13 protein-coding genes and 1 tRNA gene are annotated in these 17,068 nt (G+C 72.8%); 6 read left to right on the top strand and 8 right to left on the bottom strand.

Annotation, left to right across the window (positions count from 1 at the left end; translation table 11 throughout):
• Positions 1–13: 13 nt before the first annotated feature.
• A tRNA-Sec gene (locus tag ACK8OX_RS08555) sits at positions 14–110 on the bottom strand.
• Positions 111–244: 134 nt separating this feature from the next.
• Here ACK8OX_RS08555 and ACK8OX_RS08560 point away from each other — a divergent pair.
• The gene (locus ACK8OX_RS08560; RefSeq protein ID WP_430663562.1) at positions 245–1,234 is read left to right on the top strand and encodes a Bug family tripartite tricarboxylate transporter substrate binding protein; all 990 of its coding nucleotides are present in this window, start codon (positions 245–247) and stop codon (positions 1,232–1,234) included.
• A gap of 19 nt (positions 1,235–1,253) precedes the next feature.
• Here ACK8OX_RS08560 and ACK8OX_RS08565 read toward each other — a convergent pair whose 3' ends face one another.
• From ACK8OX_RS08565 to ACK8OX_RS08590, 6 genes are all read right to left on the bottom strand, one after another.
• Entirely contained in the window at positions 1,254–2,657 is a 1,404-nt protein-coding gene (locus ACK8OX_RS08565) for an MmgE/PrpD family protein (RefSeq protein WP_430663563.1), read from the bottom strand.
• A gap of 28 nt (positions 2,658–2,685) precedes the next feature.
• Positions 2,686–4,140 carry an MmgE/PrpD family protein gene (locus tag ACK8OX_RS08570; RefSeq protein ID WP_430663564.1) on the bottom strand — a complete coding sequence of 485 codons (1,455 nt, stop codon included), beginning with the start codon at positions 4,138–4,140 and terminating at the stop codon, positions 2,686–2,688.
• Positions 4,141–4,153: 13 nt separating this feature from the next.
• A complete protein-coding gene (gene tcuA, locus ACK8OX_RS08575; protein WP_430663566.1) occupies positions 4,154–5,644 on the bottom strand; it encodes an FAD-dependent tricarballylate dehydrogenase TcuA in 1,491 nt (496 codons plus the stop codon).
• A gap of 82 nt (positions 5,645–5,726) precedes the next feature.
• Positions 5,727–6,407 carry a GntR family transcriptional regulator gene (locus tag ACK8OX_RS08580; protein WP_430663567.1) on the bottom strand — a complete coding sequence of 227 codons (681 nt, stop codon included), beginning with the start codon at positions 6,405–6,407 and terminating at the stop codon, positions 5,727–5,729.
• A 101-nt stretch (positions 6,408–6,508) separates the two neighbouring features.
• Positions 6,509–7,906 carry an MmgE/PrpD family protein gene (locus ACK8OX_RS08585; RefSeq protein ID WP_430663568.1) on the bottom strand — a complete coding sequence of 466 codons (1,398 nt, stop codon included), beginning with the start codon at positions 7,904–7,906 and terminating at the stop codon, positions 6,509–6,511.
• Entirely contained in the window at positions 7,903–9,081 is a 1,179-nt protein-coding gene (locus ACK8OX_RS08590) for a 2-methylaconitate cis-trans isomerase PrpF family protein (RefSeq protein WP_430663570.1), read from the bottom strand. Before ACK8OX_RS08590 ends, ACK8OX_RS08585 begins: the two co-directional genes overlap by 4 nt.
• A 185-nt stretch (positions 9,082–9,266) precedes the next feature.
• On the opposite strand from ACK8OX_RS08590, the gene ACK8OX_RS08595 reads away from it, so the two are divergent.
• From ACK8OX_RS08595 to ACK8OX_RS08610, 4 genes are read left to right on the top strand one after another with little or no spacing between them, the layout of a single operon-like run.
• Positions 9,267–10,328 carry an ABC transporter substrate-binding protein gene (locus ACK8OX_RS08595; RefSeq protein ID WP_430663571.1) on the top strand — a complete coding sequence of 354 codons (1,062 nt, stop codon included), beginning with the start codon at positions 9,267–9,269 and terminating at the stop codon, positions 10,326–10,328.
• A 10-nt stretch (positions 10,329–10,338) separates the two neighbouring features.
• A complete protein-coding gene (locus ACK8OX_RS08600; RefSeq protein WP_430663572.1) occupies positions 10,339–12,096 on the top strand; it encodes an ABC transporter permease in 1,758 nt (585 codons plus the stop codon).
• Between the two features lie 13 nt (positions 12,097–12,109).
• Positions 12,110–13,171 (top strand): ABC transporter ATP-binding protein, encoded by a 1,062-nt coding sequence (locus tag ACK8OX_RS08605; protein ID WP_430663573.1) that lies wholly within the window; start codon positions 12,110–12,112, stop codon positions 13,169–13,171.
• 20 nt (positions 13,172–13,191) lie between these two features.
• Complete coding sequence (locus ACK8OX_RS08610; protein ID WP_430663574.1) at positions 13,192–14,160, top strand: Bug family tripartite tricarboxylate transporter substrate binding protein; 969 nt, start codon at positions 13,192–13,194, stop codon at positions 14,158–14,160.
• Here ACK8OX_RS08610 and ACK8OX_RS08615 read toward each other — a convergent pair.
• Positions 14,148–15,110: an aldo/keto reductase gene (locus ACK8OX_RS08615; RefSeq protein WP_430663575.1), complete on the bottom strand. Its 963-nt coding sequence runs from the start codon at positions 15,108–15,110 to the stop codon at positions 14,148–14,150. The genes ACK8OX_RS08610 and ACK8OX_RS08615 overlap by 13 nt on opposite strands.
• Positions 15,111–15,319: 209 nt before the next feature.
• Between ACK8OX_RS08615 and ACK8OX_RS08620 the strand changes: the two genes are divergently transcribed.
• Positions 15,320–17,059: a ShlB/FhaC/HecB family hemolysin secretion/activation protein gene (locus ACK8OX_RS08620; RefSeq protein ID WP_430663577.1), complete on the top strand. Its 1,740-nt coding sequence runs from the start codon at positions 15,320–15,322 to the stop codon at positions 17,057–17,059.
• Positions 17,060–17,068: the final 9 nt, after the last annotated feature.

The following is a 17,068-nucleotide window of genomic DNA, read 5'->3' on the forward strand; positions in this document are numbered from 1 at the left end:
CCCCGCCTGGTGGTGGCGGAAGGGAATGGGAGTCGAACCCACCAGGGACCGCCGGGCGGCCCCTCCCGGATTTGAAGTCCGGACGCCCCACCGGGGAACGCTTCCCTTCCGCGGGCGCGCCAGCCTGCCGCACCGCCGCGCTGGCGTCCATCGCATCACCCGTTGCGCGCCGCGGCGCGGACCGCGCATCATCGCCGCAACGGCGGCGGCGACGAAGCCGCCCGATCAGGGAGGAGCGTTCGCCATGCGTGCCATGTCCCGCCGGGCTCTTCTGCTCGCCATTTCCGCCGCACCGGCCGCGCCGCGCTTGGCGCAGGCGCAGTCCGACTTCCCGAACCGGCCGCTGCGCATCATCGTGCCCTTCCTGCCCGGCGGCGGGCTCGACCTGCTGGCGCGGCAGATGGCGGAACCGATGCGCGCCGCGCTCGGCCAGCCCGTGGTGGTGGAGAACCGGGCGGGCGCCGCCGGGCAGATCGGCACGCAGGCGGTCGCCCGCGCCGCGCCCGATGGCTACACGCTGCTGCTGGCCACCGCGGGCGAGATCGCGGTGGCGCCGCCGCTCTATGGCGATCGCCTGTCCTACGACCCGCTGCGCGACCTCGCGCCCGTCACGCTCGCGGCGCGCATCCCGAACGTGCTTGTGGTCGGGCCGCAGGTGCCGGCCCGCAGCGTGGGCGAACTGCTCGCGCTGGCGCGCGCCAACCCGGACCAGCTCTCCTTCGCGACCGGCGGCGTCGGCAACATCCAGCACCTGAACGGCGAGATGATGAACCGCATCGCCGGGGTGCGCACGGTGCACGTCCCCTATCGCGGCACCGCCGCGGCGATCACCGACGTGGCGGCCGGGCGCGTCACGATGCACTTCGCCGGCGCCGCGGGGATGCTGCCGCTGATCCAGGAAGGCAGGCTGCGGCCGCTCGCCGTCACGTCGCGCACGCGGCTGCCGAGCATGCCGGACCTGCCCGCCATGGCGGAGGACCCCGCCCTGGCCGGCTACGAGCTGGAGAACTGGTTCGGCCTGCTCACCACCGGCGGCACGCCGGAGCCGGTCGTGGCGCGGCTGAACGCCGTCGCGACCGCCGCGCTGCGCAGCGCCGAGCTGGCGTCCCGGATGCTGGAGCAGGGCTCGATCCCCGCGCCGATGGCGCCGGCCGAGTTCCGCCGCTTCATCGAGGCGGAGATCGCCAAGCTCGGCACCATCGTGCGGGAGGCGCGGATCACCCCCGAGGGCTGATCCCGCCGGCCGGCGGGCCTCAGCCGGTCGTCAGCAGCCGCCGGAGCTCGCGCAGCGGCACCTCCTCCATCGCCAGCACGGCGTCGCGCAGGCTTTCGGCGCGCGCGCGGTCGATCGCTGTGGTGGAGGTGTCCATGTATTTCTCGACGATCTCCGCATTCGAGATCGCCCGCTCCCCCGCGCCGCGATTCACCGGGATGTGGCGGCGGATCACGCGGCCGTCGCGCAGCGTCACCTCGACCCCGCCGGAATAGGCGGTGGGGAAGTGCGTGTCGGGGTCCACCACCACCTCGACCCGTTCGGACAGGGACAGCAGGCGCTCATCCGCCAGTGAGTCCGGCTCCAGCTCCGCAAGGCCGAAGCGGCCGCGCAGCAGGCTGGTGGCGGTGACGAACTGCGCGCTGAACTTCGCCTCGTAGTCAGTGGTCGGGCGTCGCTTCTTCGCCAGCGGCTCGCTGATGATGGACATGGTCGGTTCGGCCACGAAGGCGCGCAGCGCGGCGATGTCGCCGGGCTCGGGCCTCTCCTCGCGCCAGATCAGCGCGGCGGCCTCCGCGCAGCCATGCAGGAAGTGGCAGACCGGATACGGCTTCACCGCCATCGCCTCAGTCTCCCACACCGTGCCGAGGCCCGCGGTCATCGCGGCGTAGTCGACATCGTCCTTGTGGTCCTGGAGGTGGCTGTGGAACAGGCCGTAGCGGCCCTCGTACGGGCGGGCGGGCGCGACGAAGCCCGCCTGGGCCAGCCGCGCCGCGGTGATGCCGCCGACGCCGCCCCAGCCCGGATGCATCCGCTTCGTCCAGGCGCCTTCCTCCAGGAAGACCTGGATGCCGGAGGCGGTGCTGGCGGCGATGCCCTGCGCCGCGGCGAGCTGTTCCGCCGTCAGGCCATACAGCCTGCCGGCGACGAGCGCGGCTCCGAAATGCGCGCAGATGGCAGTGGCGTGGAAGCCGCCATGGTGGAAGCCGCCCTTCACCGCCATGCCGACCCGCAGCGAAGCCTCCATCCCCGCGACATAGGCGGTGACAAGGTCCGCGCCGCCCGCCCCCGCCTCCAGCGCCGCAGCCAGCGCGGTGGGCAGGCAGTAGGTGGTCGCGTGGACGATCGCCTTCATGTGCGTGTCGTCGTAGTCGAGCCCGTGCATCAGCCCGGCATTCACCAGCACCGCGTTGCGCGGCGTCAGCGTGACGGCGCTGCCCAGCACCGGGCTCGTGCCGCCTTCGCCGAGCGCCTGCACGCCCCGCAGCAGCGGGCCCGCGAAGTCGTGGCGCGTGGCGGCGAGGCCGAGCCCGATAGCGTCCAGCATCAGGTGCTTCGCGCGCATGCGGGTCGCGGCCGGGATGGCTTCGTGCCGCAGGCCGTGCACGAAGCCGGCGAGCGTGGTGGAGATCGGGGTCGTCTTCGCCTGCGTGCCGTCCGGCATTCCCGTTTCCTCCCTCAGCCGTCGCGCGTCACGGAACCCAGCTCGTCTCGAGCGGGACGCCCGTGCGCTCCACCTCGGCGAAGCGCGGCGCCTCGGTCGGCGCGGGCCTCTCCAGCAGGCGCGTCACGTCGCGCATGTCGGCCGCTTCCTCCAGGCATTCCAGCCGGTCGAACAGCGGCGCGACATTCTCGCGCGGGATGCCGCGCTCGGCGCAGTCGGCGAACTTGGTCCACAGCTCCTTGGAGCTCATCGGGTTGTCGCCGCCGCGGCCCACCATCTGGTCGACGCGACGCGACAGGCGGCGGCCGTCCTTCGTGGTGACGATGACCTCCGCCCCCCACTGCTCCGCGGCGTCGAGCGGCATGGAGGGATGCGGCGCGGCGCTGGTCAGCGCCAGCAGCCGCTGCACCTCCGGCTCCAGCGCCGCCTCGCCCTCGAAATGCGCGAGCTTCGGGGCGCCCGAGAGCAGGGCGCGCACCACCGCATACTGCACGCTGAACTTCGCCTGCAGCGGCGTGACGGGGCGCGGGTTGTCGGTGTGGGGCAGCCGCCGGGCATGGGGCAGCACCTCGATGCGCGCGACGTCGGCGGCGGTGATCGCCTCCTCCTTCGCCAGCTTCAGCATCATGGCGATGGCGGGGTGCGTGCTGCCGCAGCAGGGGAACTGCTTCAGCGCGATCCCCGGCGCCTCCACCTCCAGCGGCGCGGCCCAGCCTTCGAAGATGCGCGACGCGTCGTGCTGCCCCGGGCCGTTGTAGACATCGAGGAAGCCCTGCCGGTGCTCCATCACGCCGTGCCGCGCCTCGAACCCCTGTTCGGCCAGCAGCGCCGCCAGCAGCCCGTTCCGCGCGCAATGGCCGACATGGAAGGGCTTCGTCATGCTGCCGAAATTGGCCTTGAGGCCGGATGCCATGGAGGCCGCCAGCGCCAGCGCGGTGGCGGTGCGCTTCGCGTCCAGCCCGATCAGGTGGGAACAGCCCGCGGCGGCGGCGAAGACCCCCATGGTGGCGGTCGGGTGCCAGCCCTTGTCGTAGTGGACGAAGTTCACCGCCCGCGCCAGGCGGATCATCACCTCCATGCCCACGACATAGGCCAGCATCACCTTCATGCCGGACAGCCCGCGCTCCTCCGCCAGCGCGAAGAGCGGCGAGACGAGCGGCACGGACTGGTGCCCGCCGAGGTCGCTGCTGAAGTCGTCGTAGTCGAGAGCGTGGCTCGCCGTGCCGTTGACCAGCGCGGCATCGAGCGCGGAGCAGCGCCGGTGGGTGCCGAACAACGTGGCGCCGCCGGGGGCGGTGGCCACCCCCGGCGTACGCAGCAGGATCTGCGTGCAGTCCTCCGGCACGCCGGCCAGCGTCACGCCGACCGTGTCGATGATGCCGGTGCGCGCCGCCTTCAGCGCGCGCGGCGTCAGGTCGCGGCGGGAGAAGGCGGCGACCCGCTCCGCCAGCCGCAACGCGATGGGTTCGCCGGTCTCCGCCATCTCCGCCTCCCGCTCAGCCGTTGCCCGGCCGCGCGGCCTCGCGGCCCGCGATGCGGCCGAAGGTCGCGCCGGACACCAGGCCGGTGCCGGCCGGGTAGTTGTCGTAGAACAGGCCGCCCACCATCTCGCCGCAGGTGTAGAGCCCGTCGATCGGGCGCCAGTCGGTGCCGATGACCTGCGCCTTCTCGTTCACCCGCAGGCCGCCGAAGGTGAAGGTGATGCCGCCGGTGGCCGAGTAGGCGTGGAAGGGCGGCTTGTCGAGGCGGAGCGCCCAGTTGGTCTTGTCGAGGTCGAGCCCCTCGGTGCGGAAGCCGTCCTTGCGCGCCGGGTCGTAGCCGGCCTCGTTCACGCGGGCGGCCGCGTTGTAGGCCGCGATGGTCTTCGCCGCCGTCGCCTTGTCCTCGATGTCGAGCTGCGCGAGCAGCCCCTCGATCGTGTCGGAGACGATGGGCTTGCTGGTGGAATAGCGCGGCTCCAGCAGGTGCAGGACCTTGCTGTCGAAGATCTGCCAGGCCTTGGCGCCGGGCTGGGCCAGGATGGCGCGGCCGAACTTGGCGTAGGTGAACAGCGCGCCGTCCTCGCCCTCGTCCACGAAGCGGCGGCCGGCGCGGTTCAGCATGACGCCGTAGATGTAGGAAAGCCGGTTCGACTTGTCGGTCAGCTCGCGAGGGGCGAAGTCGCCCCAGTCGGCGCTGATCGGGGTGGCGTGGCAGCCGCTCCACTGGCCCCAGGGCATGGCGCCGATGGCCATCGCCATCCGCAGCCCGTCGCCCTGGTTGTGGGGCGTGCCGCGCACCTTCGCCGCGCCGACCAGCGGGCCGATATGCTGCGTCCGCATCTGGACATTCGCCTCGAACCCGCCGCAGGCCAGCACGACGGACCGACCCGCGACCTCGTGGATGCCAGCGTCATCCTTCACCTTCACGCCCGAGACGCGGCCCGAGGCGTCCTGCAGCAGCGCCTGCGCGGCGGCGCCGTAGCGGATCTCGATCCCCATCTCCTCGGCCGTGTTGAACCAGCAGCGGGACAGGCCGACGCCTTCGTGCGAGGCGCGCACCACCAGGCCCCGCGCCCAGACCAGCTTGTTGTCCTTGCGCACGGCCGAAAGGGTGGTGGCCGGTTCCATCTCGACCTTGCCGGTGTTCTTCATCCAGAACACCGTGTCCTTGGAATTGTCGACCAGGATGCGCGACAGCACGGGGTCGGTGCGGCCGCTCGTCACCCGCATCAGGTCGCCGTGATAGTCTTCCCGCGTGTAGGGCTCGATCCCCGCGTAGAAATCCTCGTGCTCCTTCTCGGCATCCGGCACCAGGGGCGCGATCTCGCGCGGGTCGTCGAAAGCGAAGCGCAGCACGGCGCCGGACCAGTGGGTGTTGCCGCCCCGCATCCCGCGCGGCGCCTTCTCCAGCACCAGCACGCGTTCCGCCCCATTCTCCTTCGCCGAGACGGCGGCGGCCAGCGCCGCGTTCCCCGCACCCACCACAACCACATCGTAGGCGGACATCGTCGTTTCCCCCAAACCCATCCAAGCCGGGGCGGCGGCGGTCGCCGGCTCCCGCATCCTCAAGCGGCGGCATCCGCCCGCCCTAGTCCTGCGCGGCGGCTCCGCGCATGTGCTGCCGCACCTCGGCGCCGTGGCGCACATGGGCGCGCATCACGGCTTCCGCGGCGGCGGAGTCCCTTTTCTCGATCGCATCCAGCACCTGGCGGTGCTCGGCCTGCGCCTGCGCGCGGCGGTCCGGGCGGGCGAGGGTGGTGGGGCCCAGCAGGGTCAGCGCGTCGTGCAGGACCTGCAGGCTCTTCACCAGGAAGCGGTTGTGCGACGCGGCGAGCACCGCCGCGTGGAAGATGCGGTTGTGCCGCTGCTGCTGCACCGGGTCGTCCGGCGCCAGTTCCTCGGCCGCGAGGATGGAGCGCATGGCGGCGATGTCGCGCGGGTTGGCGTAGCGCGCGGCAAGCTGCGCGGCGGTGCCTTCCAGCGCCTCCCGCGTCTCGTACAGCTCGATCACGCCGGCATCGTCGAGCTCGGCCACCGCGAGGCCGCTGCGCGGCTGCATCACCAGCAGCCCGTCCGCCTGCAGCCGCGAAAGCGCCTCCCGCACCGGGGTGCGGCTGACCTGGAGGCGTTCGGACAGTTCCTGCTCGCGCATCCGGTGCCCGGGCTGGAGATGCCCGCCCATGATCTCGCCGCGCAGCGTCGCATAGGCGAATTCGGCGGCGGAGCCGTACTGCGCCCGTTCCGTCATGCGCGCGCGCAGCCCCGTCATCGCGCTGCCCTTCGGCAGGCGAGGTCGGGCGCGGCGTTGCGCGGATCGGGCGTCCTCATGCGGGCCGATGTATACATCGGTATGCGGCGGTGCGCAACGGCTCAGCCATGTGTCGCGCCAGCCCGGCCGAAGCGGTCCAGCAGCGCAGCGATGTACCCCGCCCCGCATTGGCCGAGCCGCGCGGCATCCCGCAGCAGCCCCGGGCCATCGTCGGCGCCGAAGGCGGCATCCAGGCAGTCGCTCCACTTGGCCTGCAACGCCGCCTCCGCGACGGGCCGTCCCCAGATGCCGGGCGGGCCGTCGCAGGCGCCGTGCAGCCGCGTGCCGTCCGCCAGCCCGACCTCGACATCGACGCGCATCCGGTCGAAGCGCCCCTCGCGCGCTGCGTCGGGCAGCACCGCGATGCGCGGCAGCAGGGCTTCCATGTCGGGCGCGAATCGGCGCGCATCGGCGAAGCTGTCCACGCCGACGCGCCCATCCAGCAGCGCGGCGGCGGCCGTGTACTGGAAGCTGAACTTCCCCGCGAGGCCACTCGCCGGGATCGGCCGGTCCACATAGGCCATGGCGGGCGCGGTGATGGTGGCGCGCGCGATCGCGCCCCGCCCGTCCCATCCCGCCCGCGCCGCCAGCGCCGCGGCGATGACGAAATGCGTGCCATACTGGCTGGGGTAGAGCTTGAAGGCCGGTCCCGGCGCCGCCACCAGCCACTCGCCCATCGGCTCGGTCAGCGCCTCCGCGCGGAAGGCCGCGCCGCTGAAGGCGCGGCCCCAGCCGCGTGGGCTGCCGATGGCGTCCGCATCCGCGGTGAAGCCGCGCGCGGCGAGCAGCGCGGCCTCCAGCCCGCCTGCCGCGGCATCGCCGCAATGGAGGCATTTCACCATGCTGCCGACATTGGCGATGACGCCGCCCGCGCGCGACGCCGCGATGCCCAGCGCATGGGCCAGCCGCCCCGCATCGAGGCCGAGCAGCACGCCGCAGGCCGCCGCCGCCCCCATCGCGCCGACCATGCCGGGCGGGTGGAACAGGAAGGAACCCGGCTCGAACTGGGCGGAGGCGATGCGCAGCCTCTCCTGCGCCTCCACCCCCACGGCCAGGGCCAGCAGCAACCGCGCGCCGTCCGGCGCGGCGCCGCCCCGGCGCGCCAGCGCCTCGGCCAGCGCCAGCAGCGCGGGCAGGGTGGTGGACAGCGAATGGTTGGCGGGGTTCCACATCGGCTCGAAGTCGAGCACATGCATCGCCGCGCCGTTCACCCGTGCCGCCGCCACCGGCGGCACCCGCGTCAGGCCCTGCGCCAGCAGCGTCGATTCCGGCGCGCCGCCGGCTTCCGCGGCCAGCGCCGCCAGGTGCCGCGGCGGCGCCTCGCCCGCGCCGAGCGCGCCGACGGCAAGCCCGTCGCAGACAAGCTCCCCGCAGCGTCGCGCCGCAGCGGCCGACAGTCCCGCCGAAGCCTGCCGCAGCAGCCCCTCGGCGAAGCCCTGCGTGACGGAACCCGCGCTCATGCCGCCGCGCTCCAGGCCAGGCCGCGCACCAGCACCGCCCCTTCGAACAGGCGCCGGGCCGTGCGGAACAGCGTCGCGTGCTCGCAACCCAGCCCGCCCCGGGCCGCGGCATCCGGCACCACCACCGCATCCACCAGCACCAGGCCGGAGGCATGGGCGATGCGGATCGGCCGGTCCGGCACGGCGCCCGCCGCCATCTGCGCCGCGATGCTGCCGGGGATGCGGCAGGCGACGCCGAGGCAGAGCGCCCCCGTCGCCGTCACCGCCCGGTGCGGCTGGCCCATCGAGATCATGCGGATGGTGACGTCCGCTTCCGCTGCCGACACGCGGCGCCCATTGGCCAGCACCGCGTCGCGCCCGGGCGCCAGCATCGCCACCCGCGGCAGGCTCGGCTTCGCGCGCGCCGCTTCGGCATCCGCCGCCAGCCCCATCGCGACGGCGGCGTGGCGGCGGATGAGGTCCAGCCTGTCGAGCAGGCGCGCATCGCCATCGAGTCGCTGCGGCGTCTCGGTTGCCGTCGCGCCGACTGCCTCGGCGCGGATGAAGACGCAGGGGCTGGCCGCGTCCACCATCGTCGCCTCGATGGCGCCGAGGCCGGGTATGTCCAGCACGTCCGTCGCGTGGCCGGTCGGCAGCAGGTGGCCGGACCGGCCGCCGCCCGGGTCCATGAAGTCCAGCCGGATCGGCGCGCCGCTGCCCGAGACGCCGTCCAGCACCAGCCCGCCCTCGACCAGTGCCTCGCCGTCCTTCGCCTGGAAGCGGGAGACGATGATGCGCCGCGCATTGGTGTCGTGGATGCGCACCACCACCTCGCCGTCGCGCGGCGCCCCGGGCAGCATCCCTTCCTCCAGCGCGAAGGGACCGATGGCGGAGGACATGTTGCCGCAACTGCCCGAATAGTCGACCAGCGCATCCCTCACCGCGACCTGGCCGAAGGTGTAGTCCACATCCGCATCCGGCCGCGTCGGCGGCCCGACGATGCACACCTTGGACAGCGAGGAGACGCCGCCGCCCATGCCGTCCAGCTGGCGTCCCTCGGCATCCGGGGAACCCAGCGCCGAAAGGAAGATCCCGTCCCAGGCCGCGCGATCCTCCGGCAGGTCATCGCGCCGGAACATCACCGCCTTGGACGTGCCGCCGCGCATGAACACCGCGCGGATGCGCCGCTGCCGCATCGCCTCGACTCCCCCTTACCGGCGCGTCGCATCGAATGCCTGGACGTCGCTCGGGATACTGTTGTATGCAGAGACCGCCCGCGGCGCCATGGGGAAAATCCAGCGCCGCGTCCTGCTGCGTCGCAGCGGGGTGCCGACGGGCGGCGCGCGGCCAGGACGCGCGACCAATCAAGGGAGAGTTGTCCATGGTTGCGCGACACGCCGCCGGCCCGACCCGGCGCGCCATCCTCGGCTCGGCGATCGGTGCGGCTGCGCTGTCGCGCGCGCCCGCGGCCGCCGCGCAGGGCGCCGATGACTGGGCGCAGGTCACCGCCGGCGCGCGGCGCGAGGGCAGGGTGGTGTTCTACTGCAACCTCCAGCCGAACGGGATCGAGCCGCTGCTGCAGGCCTTCCGCGAGGCCAATCCCGGCATCCGCACGGAATATATCCGCCTCGGCAGCGCGCCGCTGATCGAGCGGTTCCAGACCGAGTTCAACGCCGGCCGCAACCTGGCCGACGTGCTGATCACCTTCCCCGACGAACGCTTCGACGACGGGCTGAAGAATGGCTGGGCCGCGCGCTGGACCCCGCCCGAGCTGCCGAACTTCGACCCCTCCATCGTGCGCGAGGGCGCGGCCTTCGCGCTGCACCAGTCGCGCGAATGCATCATCTGGAACCGCAGCCTGGTGCGCGACGCCGACGCGCCGAAGGAGTGGGAGGACCTGATGGACCCGCGCTGGCGCGGCCGGGTCGGCATGAACCCGCCCTGGCGGTCCGTCTCGGTCCAGCAGATCGTGGCCTATTGGGAGGACATCGGCATCCGCGACGCCGCGGAGCGCCTGCGTGCCAACCAGGTCCGCTTCTTCGAAGGCTCGGGCGGCATCATCCAGGCGGTCGTGCGCGGCGACGTGCGCGTCGCCCACCTGACCGACCTGCCGCTGAACCCGATGCTGGAGGATGGCGCGCCGCTGGGCTACGTCTACCCGCGTTCCGGCACCACCACCTCCTCGGGGTGCATCATGGTGGCCGCGCGGGCGCCGAACCCGAATGCAGGTCGCGTCTTCGTCAACTGGCTGATGACCGCGCCGGGGCAGGAGGCGCTGCAGCGCCTGGGCGGCCTGCCGGTCACGCGCCGCGGCGCACCGCCGATGTCGAAGCTGCCGGCGACGGCCCAGCTGCCGAAGGTGGTGGACGGCGAATCCATCCTGACGCCGGAACGCCAGGCGCGGATGATCAGCCACTGGCGCACGGTCTTCGGCGTTCGCTGAGGCGGCCGGCGTGTCGACGACTGGCAAGGCCGTTCCCCGGCTCGCGGGGAGCGGCGCGCTCGGCTCCTCCGCCCATGGCGGGCGCACCGGCATCGCGGCGTCCGAGATCGCGCTCCGCGCCCTCTACGTCCTGACCTTCGGGGCGGTGCTGCTGCTGGTGCTGGTGCCGATCTCGGCGCTGCTCTACGGCAGCTTCCGCACCACCGCGCCGGGGCAGGCGGGGGGCGAGTGGACGCTGCGCAACTACGCCAACCTCGCTTCCGAAGGCGTGGTCAACACGATCTGGACGACGCTGTGGATCGGCCTGCTCTCGGCCGCCTTCTGCATCGTCATCGGCACGGCACTGGCGCTGATCGTGCACCGGACCGACTTCCGCTGGCCGCGCACGATGACGACTCTGATCGGGCTGGCCTTCTACTTCCCGTCCTTCATCGTGGCGATGGCCTGGATCATCATGGGTTCGCCGGGCGGCATCGTGAACGCGGTTCTGCGGGACATGCTGGGCCTCGACTGGCTGGAGGTGGACATCTATTCCGGCCTCGGCATCGTCTTCGTCACGGTGCTGCACCAGGTGCCCTTCGTCTACCTGACGGTGCGCGGCCCCATCATCCACATGGACGCCACCTATGAGGAAGCGGCGAGGGCCTCCGGCGCCCGTCCGGCCACGGTGATGCGGAAGGTCACGCTGCCGCTGCTGGGCTATTCGCTCGCCTCCTCCTTCATCCTCGTCTTCGTCCTGGCGATCGAGCAGTTCGCCGTCCCCGCGCTGATCGGCATCCCGGGGCAGGTCTCGGTGCTGGCGACGCAGCTCTATCTCCTGGTGCGCTTCACGCCGGTGGATTACGGGCTGGCGGCGACGGTGGGCCTCGCCCTCTCGGCCATCACCGGGGCGGCGATCTGGGCGCAGCGGCGAATCACGAAGGCGGGGCGGCTGACCACGGTGACGGGGAAGGCGGGCCGCGTCGCGGCCATCCCTCTCGGCCGCTGGCGCTGGGCGGCGAACCTGTTCTGCTTCGGCTTCATCACGCTCGCGCTGCTGCTGCCGATGGTCATCCTGCTCTACACCTCCGTCCTGCGCTGGTTCACGGCCAATCCCTTCGCCGGGATCTACACCTGGCGGAACTACGTCTTCATGTGGGAAAGCTCCTCCACCTGGGACAGCTTCTGGAACACGCTGCTGGTCTCCGGCATCGGCGCCGCGCTCGGCGTCGTGCTGGGCCTGTCCTGCTCCTACTTCACGCTGCGGGTGCGGCCGGGCGGGCACAAGCTGCTGGACTTCGTGGGCGTGCTGCCCTTCGGCGTGCCTGGCATCGTCATCGGCCTCGGCCTGCTCTGGGCCTATGCTTTCCTGCCGCTGCCGCTCTACGGCACGCTCGCGGTCATCATCATCGCCTTCGTCACCCGCTTCCTGCCCTATGCGACGGAGACGATCGGCGGGCAGATGGTGCAGATCGACCGCAGCCTGGAGGAAGCGGCCTGGGTAGCCGGCGCTAACCGGCTTTCCGCCGCGCGGCGCATCATGCTGCCGCTGGTGGCACCTTCCGTGCAGGGCGCCTACTTCCTGCTGTTCATGGCCTTCTTCCGGGAGATCTCGGCGGCCATCCTGCTCTACGCGGCGGACACCAAGGTGATCTCCGTCTCGATCTGGGCTTTCTTCGAGCAGGCGAACTGGGGCCAGGCGAGCGCGCTGTCGGTGGCGGCCACGCTCGTCATATTCCTCGTCCTCCTCGTCATCGGCTGGCTGGTGCCCGCCGGGCGACGCTTCTGAGCGGAGCAGAACCTTGGGCATCGCGGTCCGCGACCTCGCCAGGCACTACGGCAACGTCCACGCCATCGACGGCATCTCCTTCGACATCGCGGACGGCGAATTCGTCTCCCTCCTCGGCCCCTCGGGCTGCGGCAAGACGACGACGCTGCGCTGCATTGCGGGGCTGGAGGACCCGACCGGCGGGACCATCAGCGTCGACGGGCGCATGGTGTCCGCCCCCGCGCAGGGGCTGCTGGTGCCGACGCATGAACGGCGGCTCGGCATGGTGTTCCAGTCCTACGCGGTCTGGCCGCACATGACGGTGCGCCAGAATGTCGGCTTCCCGCTATCCGTCCGCGGCGCCGCCGCCGGCGACATCGCCCGGCAGGTGGACGAGGCGCTGCGCGTGGTCGGCATGGCGCACCTGGCCGAACGGCACCCGTCCCAGCTTTCGGGCGGGCAGCAGCAGCGCGTCGCGCTGGCGCGCGCCATCGTCGGCAGCCCGCGCGTGCTGCTGTTCGACGAACCGCTGTCGAACCTCGACGCCAAGCTGCGCGAGGGGATGCGCGGCGAGATCCGGCGCATCCAGAAGCGGCTCGGCGTCGGCGCCGTCTACGTCACCCATGACCGGGAGGAGGCGCTGTCCATGTCCGACCGGGTGATCGTGATGAACCAGGGCCGCATCGCCCAGGTCGGCACGCCGCGCGATCTCTACCGCCGCCCGAACAGCCGCTTCGTCGCGGATTTCGTGGGCAAGGTCGGCCTCATCGAGTTGTCGCGCGACGAGGCGGGGTGGCGCACGGCGGACGGCACGCAGATCCGCGCCAATGCCGGCCGGGCGGACGGCGCGCAGGCCCTCGGCGCCGTCCGGCCGGAGAACATCCGCCTCCAGACCGGCCACGGCGCGGCGACCGAGGGGCTGAACCACCTGACCGGCCGCATAGCGGAGGCGCAGTATCTCGGCCCCTTCACCGAATACGTGGTCGAGGCGGCGGGCGTGACGCTGCGCTCCTACGCGCAGGCGGACCTGGAGCCGGGCGCCGAGGTCACGCTCGCCATCGCGCCCGACGACATCGTGCTGCTGCCGGCCGAATAGCGGCCGCCCGGAGACCCGACATGCCGCGCCGACTGCTCCTCGCCGTCCTGATGCTCGCCGCCGGGGCGCTGCCCGCCGCGGCGCAGGTCGATCCCCGGCGGCCGATCCGCCTCGTCGTCGGCTTCGGCTCCGGCAGCGTGCTCGAGGTCGGCGCCCGCGCCATCGCGGATGCGTTGCAGCAGCGGCTCGGCAGCCCGATCGTGGTGGAGAACCGCCCGGGCGGCGGCGGCGTGCTGGCGAACGAGATCGTGGCCCGCGCGGCGCCGGACGGCCACACGCTGGTCGTCGGCGGCCTCGGGTCCCACGCCGTGCTGCCGGCCATGCGCCGGCGCCTGCCCTTCGACATGGAACGCGACTTCACCGCGGTTGCGCGATACGGCGAATTCGCGCTGGTGCTGATGGTGCCGCCGGCCAGCCCGGCGCGGACGGTGCAGGACTTCGTCGCGCTGGCGAAGGCGCGGCCGGGGCAGCTCAACTTCGGCACCAGCGGGGTCGGCACCTCGCCCCACCTGTCGGTGGAGCTGCTGCAACTGCGCGCGGGCATCCAGCTGACGCATGTGCCCTATCGCGGCACCGCCGGAACCTCCACCGCGCTGATCGCGGGGGAGGTCCAGATGACCGCCGATGCGCTGCCCGCGGTGATGGGCCTCGTGCAGCAGGGCACCATCCGCGCGCTCGCCGTCACCTCGGCCGAGCGCGACCCCGGCATCCCGGATGTCCCGACGCTGCGGGAATCCGGCCTGCCGGACATGGTGGTGACGAGCTGGATCGGCATGTTCGGCCCCGCGGGGATGCCGCGCGCCACGGTGGAGCAGCTCTCCGCCGCCATCCTCGACGCCGCCCGCGCGCCGGAGCCCTCGGCGCGCCTCTCGGCGATGGGTGCCCGCCCGGTCAGCGAGGGCGCCGCCCAGTTCGATGCCGCCTGGCGGCGCGAAATCGCGCTCTGGCGCAGCGTGGTCCGCGACGCGCGGGTCCCTCAGGAGGATTGAGGGGGCCGCTGCGCGGCGTCGAGCTCGGCGATCGCAGCGGGGTCGAGCGCGAGGCGCATGGCGCCCAGCAGCTCGTCCAGCTGCGCCGTGCTCGTGGCGCTGGCGATCGGCGCCGTGATGCCGGGCCGCGCCATCAGCCAGGCGAGCGCAACCTGCGCGGGCGTCGCGCCATGCGCCGCCGCCACGCGGTCCAGCAGCCCGAGCAGCGCCAGTCCCGCGGCGTCCAGGTATTTCGCCACGCTGCGCCCGCGCGCCTTGCCCTCGGCCTGGGCGGGGTCGCGGTACTTCCCCGTCAGGAAGCCCGAGGCGAGGGAGTAGTAGGGGATGACGCCCAGCCCCTCGCGCCGGCACAGATCCTCCAGCGCGCCGGCATAGCCGCTGCGGTCCACCAGGTTGAAATGCGGCTGCAACGTCGCGTAGCGCGGCAGGCCCAGCCGGTCGCTGATCGCCAGCGCCGAGCCGAGCCGCGCGGCATCGTGGTTGGAACACCCGATCGCCCGCACCTTGCCGGCGCGGACGAGATCCGCGAAGGCGCCGAGCGTCTCCTCCTGCGGGGTCGCCTGGTCGTCCCAATGGGCCTGGTAGAGGTCGATCGCTTCGATCCGCAGGCGCCGCAACGAATCCTCCACCGCCCGGCGGATCCAGGATGCGCGCAGGTCCTTGCGGCCCTGGCCCATGTCGCTGCCGACCTTCGTCGCGATCACCACGCGGTCGCGCCTGCCGCCGCGGGCCAGCCATTCGCCGATGATCGTCTCCGATTCCCCGCCGGCATGGCCGGGCACCCAGCGCGAGTAGGAATCCGCCGTGTCGATGAAGTTGCCGCCGCCATCGACGAAGCGGTCGAGCAGCGCGAAGGACGTGTCGCGGTCGGCCGTCCAGCCGAACACGTTGCCGCCGAGGCAGAGCGGCGAGACCTGGAGGCCGGTGCGGCCGAGCGGGCGAAGGTTCATGGCGCGTCTCCTGGCGGGCGGCGATCCTGCCCGCCGCCCGGCCCCGCTTCAACCGCGCGGCCCCGGCCGGCCGGCGCGCGGCCGGCACCGGCGAGGGCTGCGGGAAAGCCGCGCGGCGGCACCAGCGGGGGAACGGTCGTTTCGGTCTCAGCCCTTTCCAGGCGTTACCAATAATTGCACAATGCGCGGACGAACTCCCGGATCACGCGATGCGACGCTTCCTCGCCCCGATAGCCTTCGGTGTTGGGCTTCCGGCCGCCTTCGCGGCCACCGTGGTCGCGCAGGTCGGCGCCCCGGTGCAGACCAACCCGATCGAGCGCCTCGCCCCGGTCGCGCCCCCCCGGGTCGCGCCTTCGGTCGAGGGGCCGCCGCTGGTGGCGCAGACCGGCCCGGGCGCCGCGCAGCGCATCCGGGTGGGCGCCGCGACCGTGTCCGGCAACGAAGCCGTGCCGGCCGGGCGCTTCGCCACCGCGCTCGCCGCCCTCGCCGGGCAGGAGGTCACGCTCGCGCAGATCGAGGAGACGCGGATCGCGATCCTCAGCGCCTACCGCGCCGAGGGCTACCCCTTCGCCGCCGTCGATGCCGGCCTGACGCCGCGTGCGGGCGGCACCGCCGATGCCGCCTTCCGCATCACCGAGGGCTACATCGCCGAGGTCCGGCTGGAGGGCGACATCGGCCCGGCCGGCACGCAGGTGCTGCGCTTCCTCGAACCCCTGACGCGCCAGCGCCCGCTGACCGGCGCGGCGCTGGAGCGGGCGCTGCTGCTCGCCTCCGACATCCCCGGCGTGTCGGTGCGCGGCGTGGTCCGCCCGATGACGGCGGAGCCGGGTGCGCTGCAACTGGTCGCGCAGGTGTCGCGGCGCCCCTTCGGCGGCTACCTCAACCTCGACAACCGCGGCTCCAACCTGGCGGGGCCGTGGCAGGGCCTGCTCGCATTCGGCGCGAACGCCTTCACGGAATACGGCGAGCGGAGCGAGCTTGCGGTCTTCAGCGCCGAGGGTGGCCAGCAGGACTTCGCGCAGGGCACCTTCGAGGCGTTCATCGGCGGCTCCGGTCTGCGGGCGCGCGCCTGGGCCGGCGCGGGCCGCGCACGCCCGGGCTCGGCGCTCGCGGCCATCGGCTATGCCGGCGACACGCAGGTGTTCGGCGCCGCGCTGACCTACCCGGTCATCCGCACGCGGCCCTTCACGCTGACCACCACCGGGCAGTTCGACGGGCTCGAGAGCGAGGTGAGGACGGACACCGGCGGCGGCAGTTCGGTGGCCAGCCGCGATTCCGTCCGCAGCCTGCGCGCCGGGTTCGAGATGCAGGCGCTCGACACCCTCATCCCCTTCCTGCCGCCGGCCGTCACCAGCGGCCAGGTGCGGCTGCACCACGGCCTGTCCGGCTTCGGCGCGAGCGCGAACGGCGATGCGCAGGCCACCCGCACGGGCAGCCGGTTCGACTACCTGAAGGCCAGCTTCGAAGCCACGCGCGTCATGCCCCTGTTCGAGCCGGTGGAGGGCTGGACGCTCGGGCTGCAGGGCCATGCGGCGGGCCAGTACTCGAACGACGTGCTGCCGCAGGTGGAGAAGTTCTACCTCGGCGGGTCGCGCATCAACCGCGGCTTCTACGCCGGCCAGGTCACCGGTGACACGGCCTTCGCCTATGGCGTGGAGCTTCAGCTCAGCACCCGCTTCGAACTGCCGGGCGAGGCGCCCTGGGGTCTGTCCAACCGGCTCGACGCGCAGTTCTACCTGTTCCGCGACCAGGGGCGGAGCTGGGAGAACGTGGCCACCGACCCGAACCGGCGGCTCGTCTCCTACGGCCTCGGCGTCCGGCTCAACCTGTCGGAAGCCCTCGCCCTTGAACTCGAGGGTGTGCGCCGGCAGACCCGCCGGCCAGCGGGCCAGGCGGAAGACCCGCTCGACCGCGACGCGGTCTATTTCCGCAGCCTGGTCCGGTTCTGAGGAAGAAGC

The sequence above is a fragment of the Falsiroseomonas sp. CW058 genome (genome assembly GCF_050563535.1).
Taxonomy (GTDB): domain Bacteria; phylum Pseudomonadota; class Alphaproteobacteria; order Acetobacterales; family Acetobacteraceae; genus Falsiroseomonas.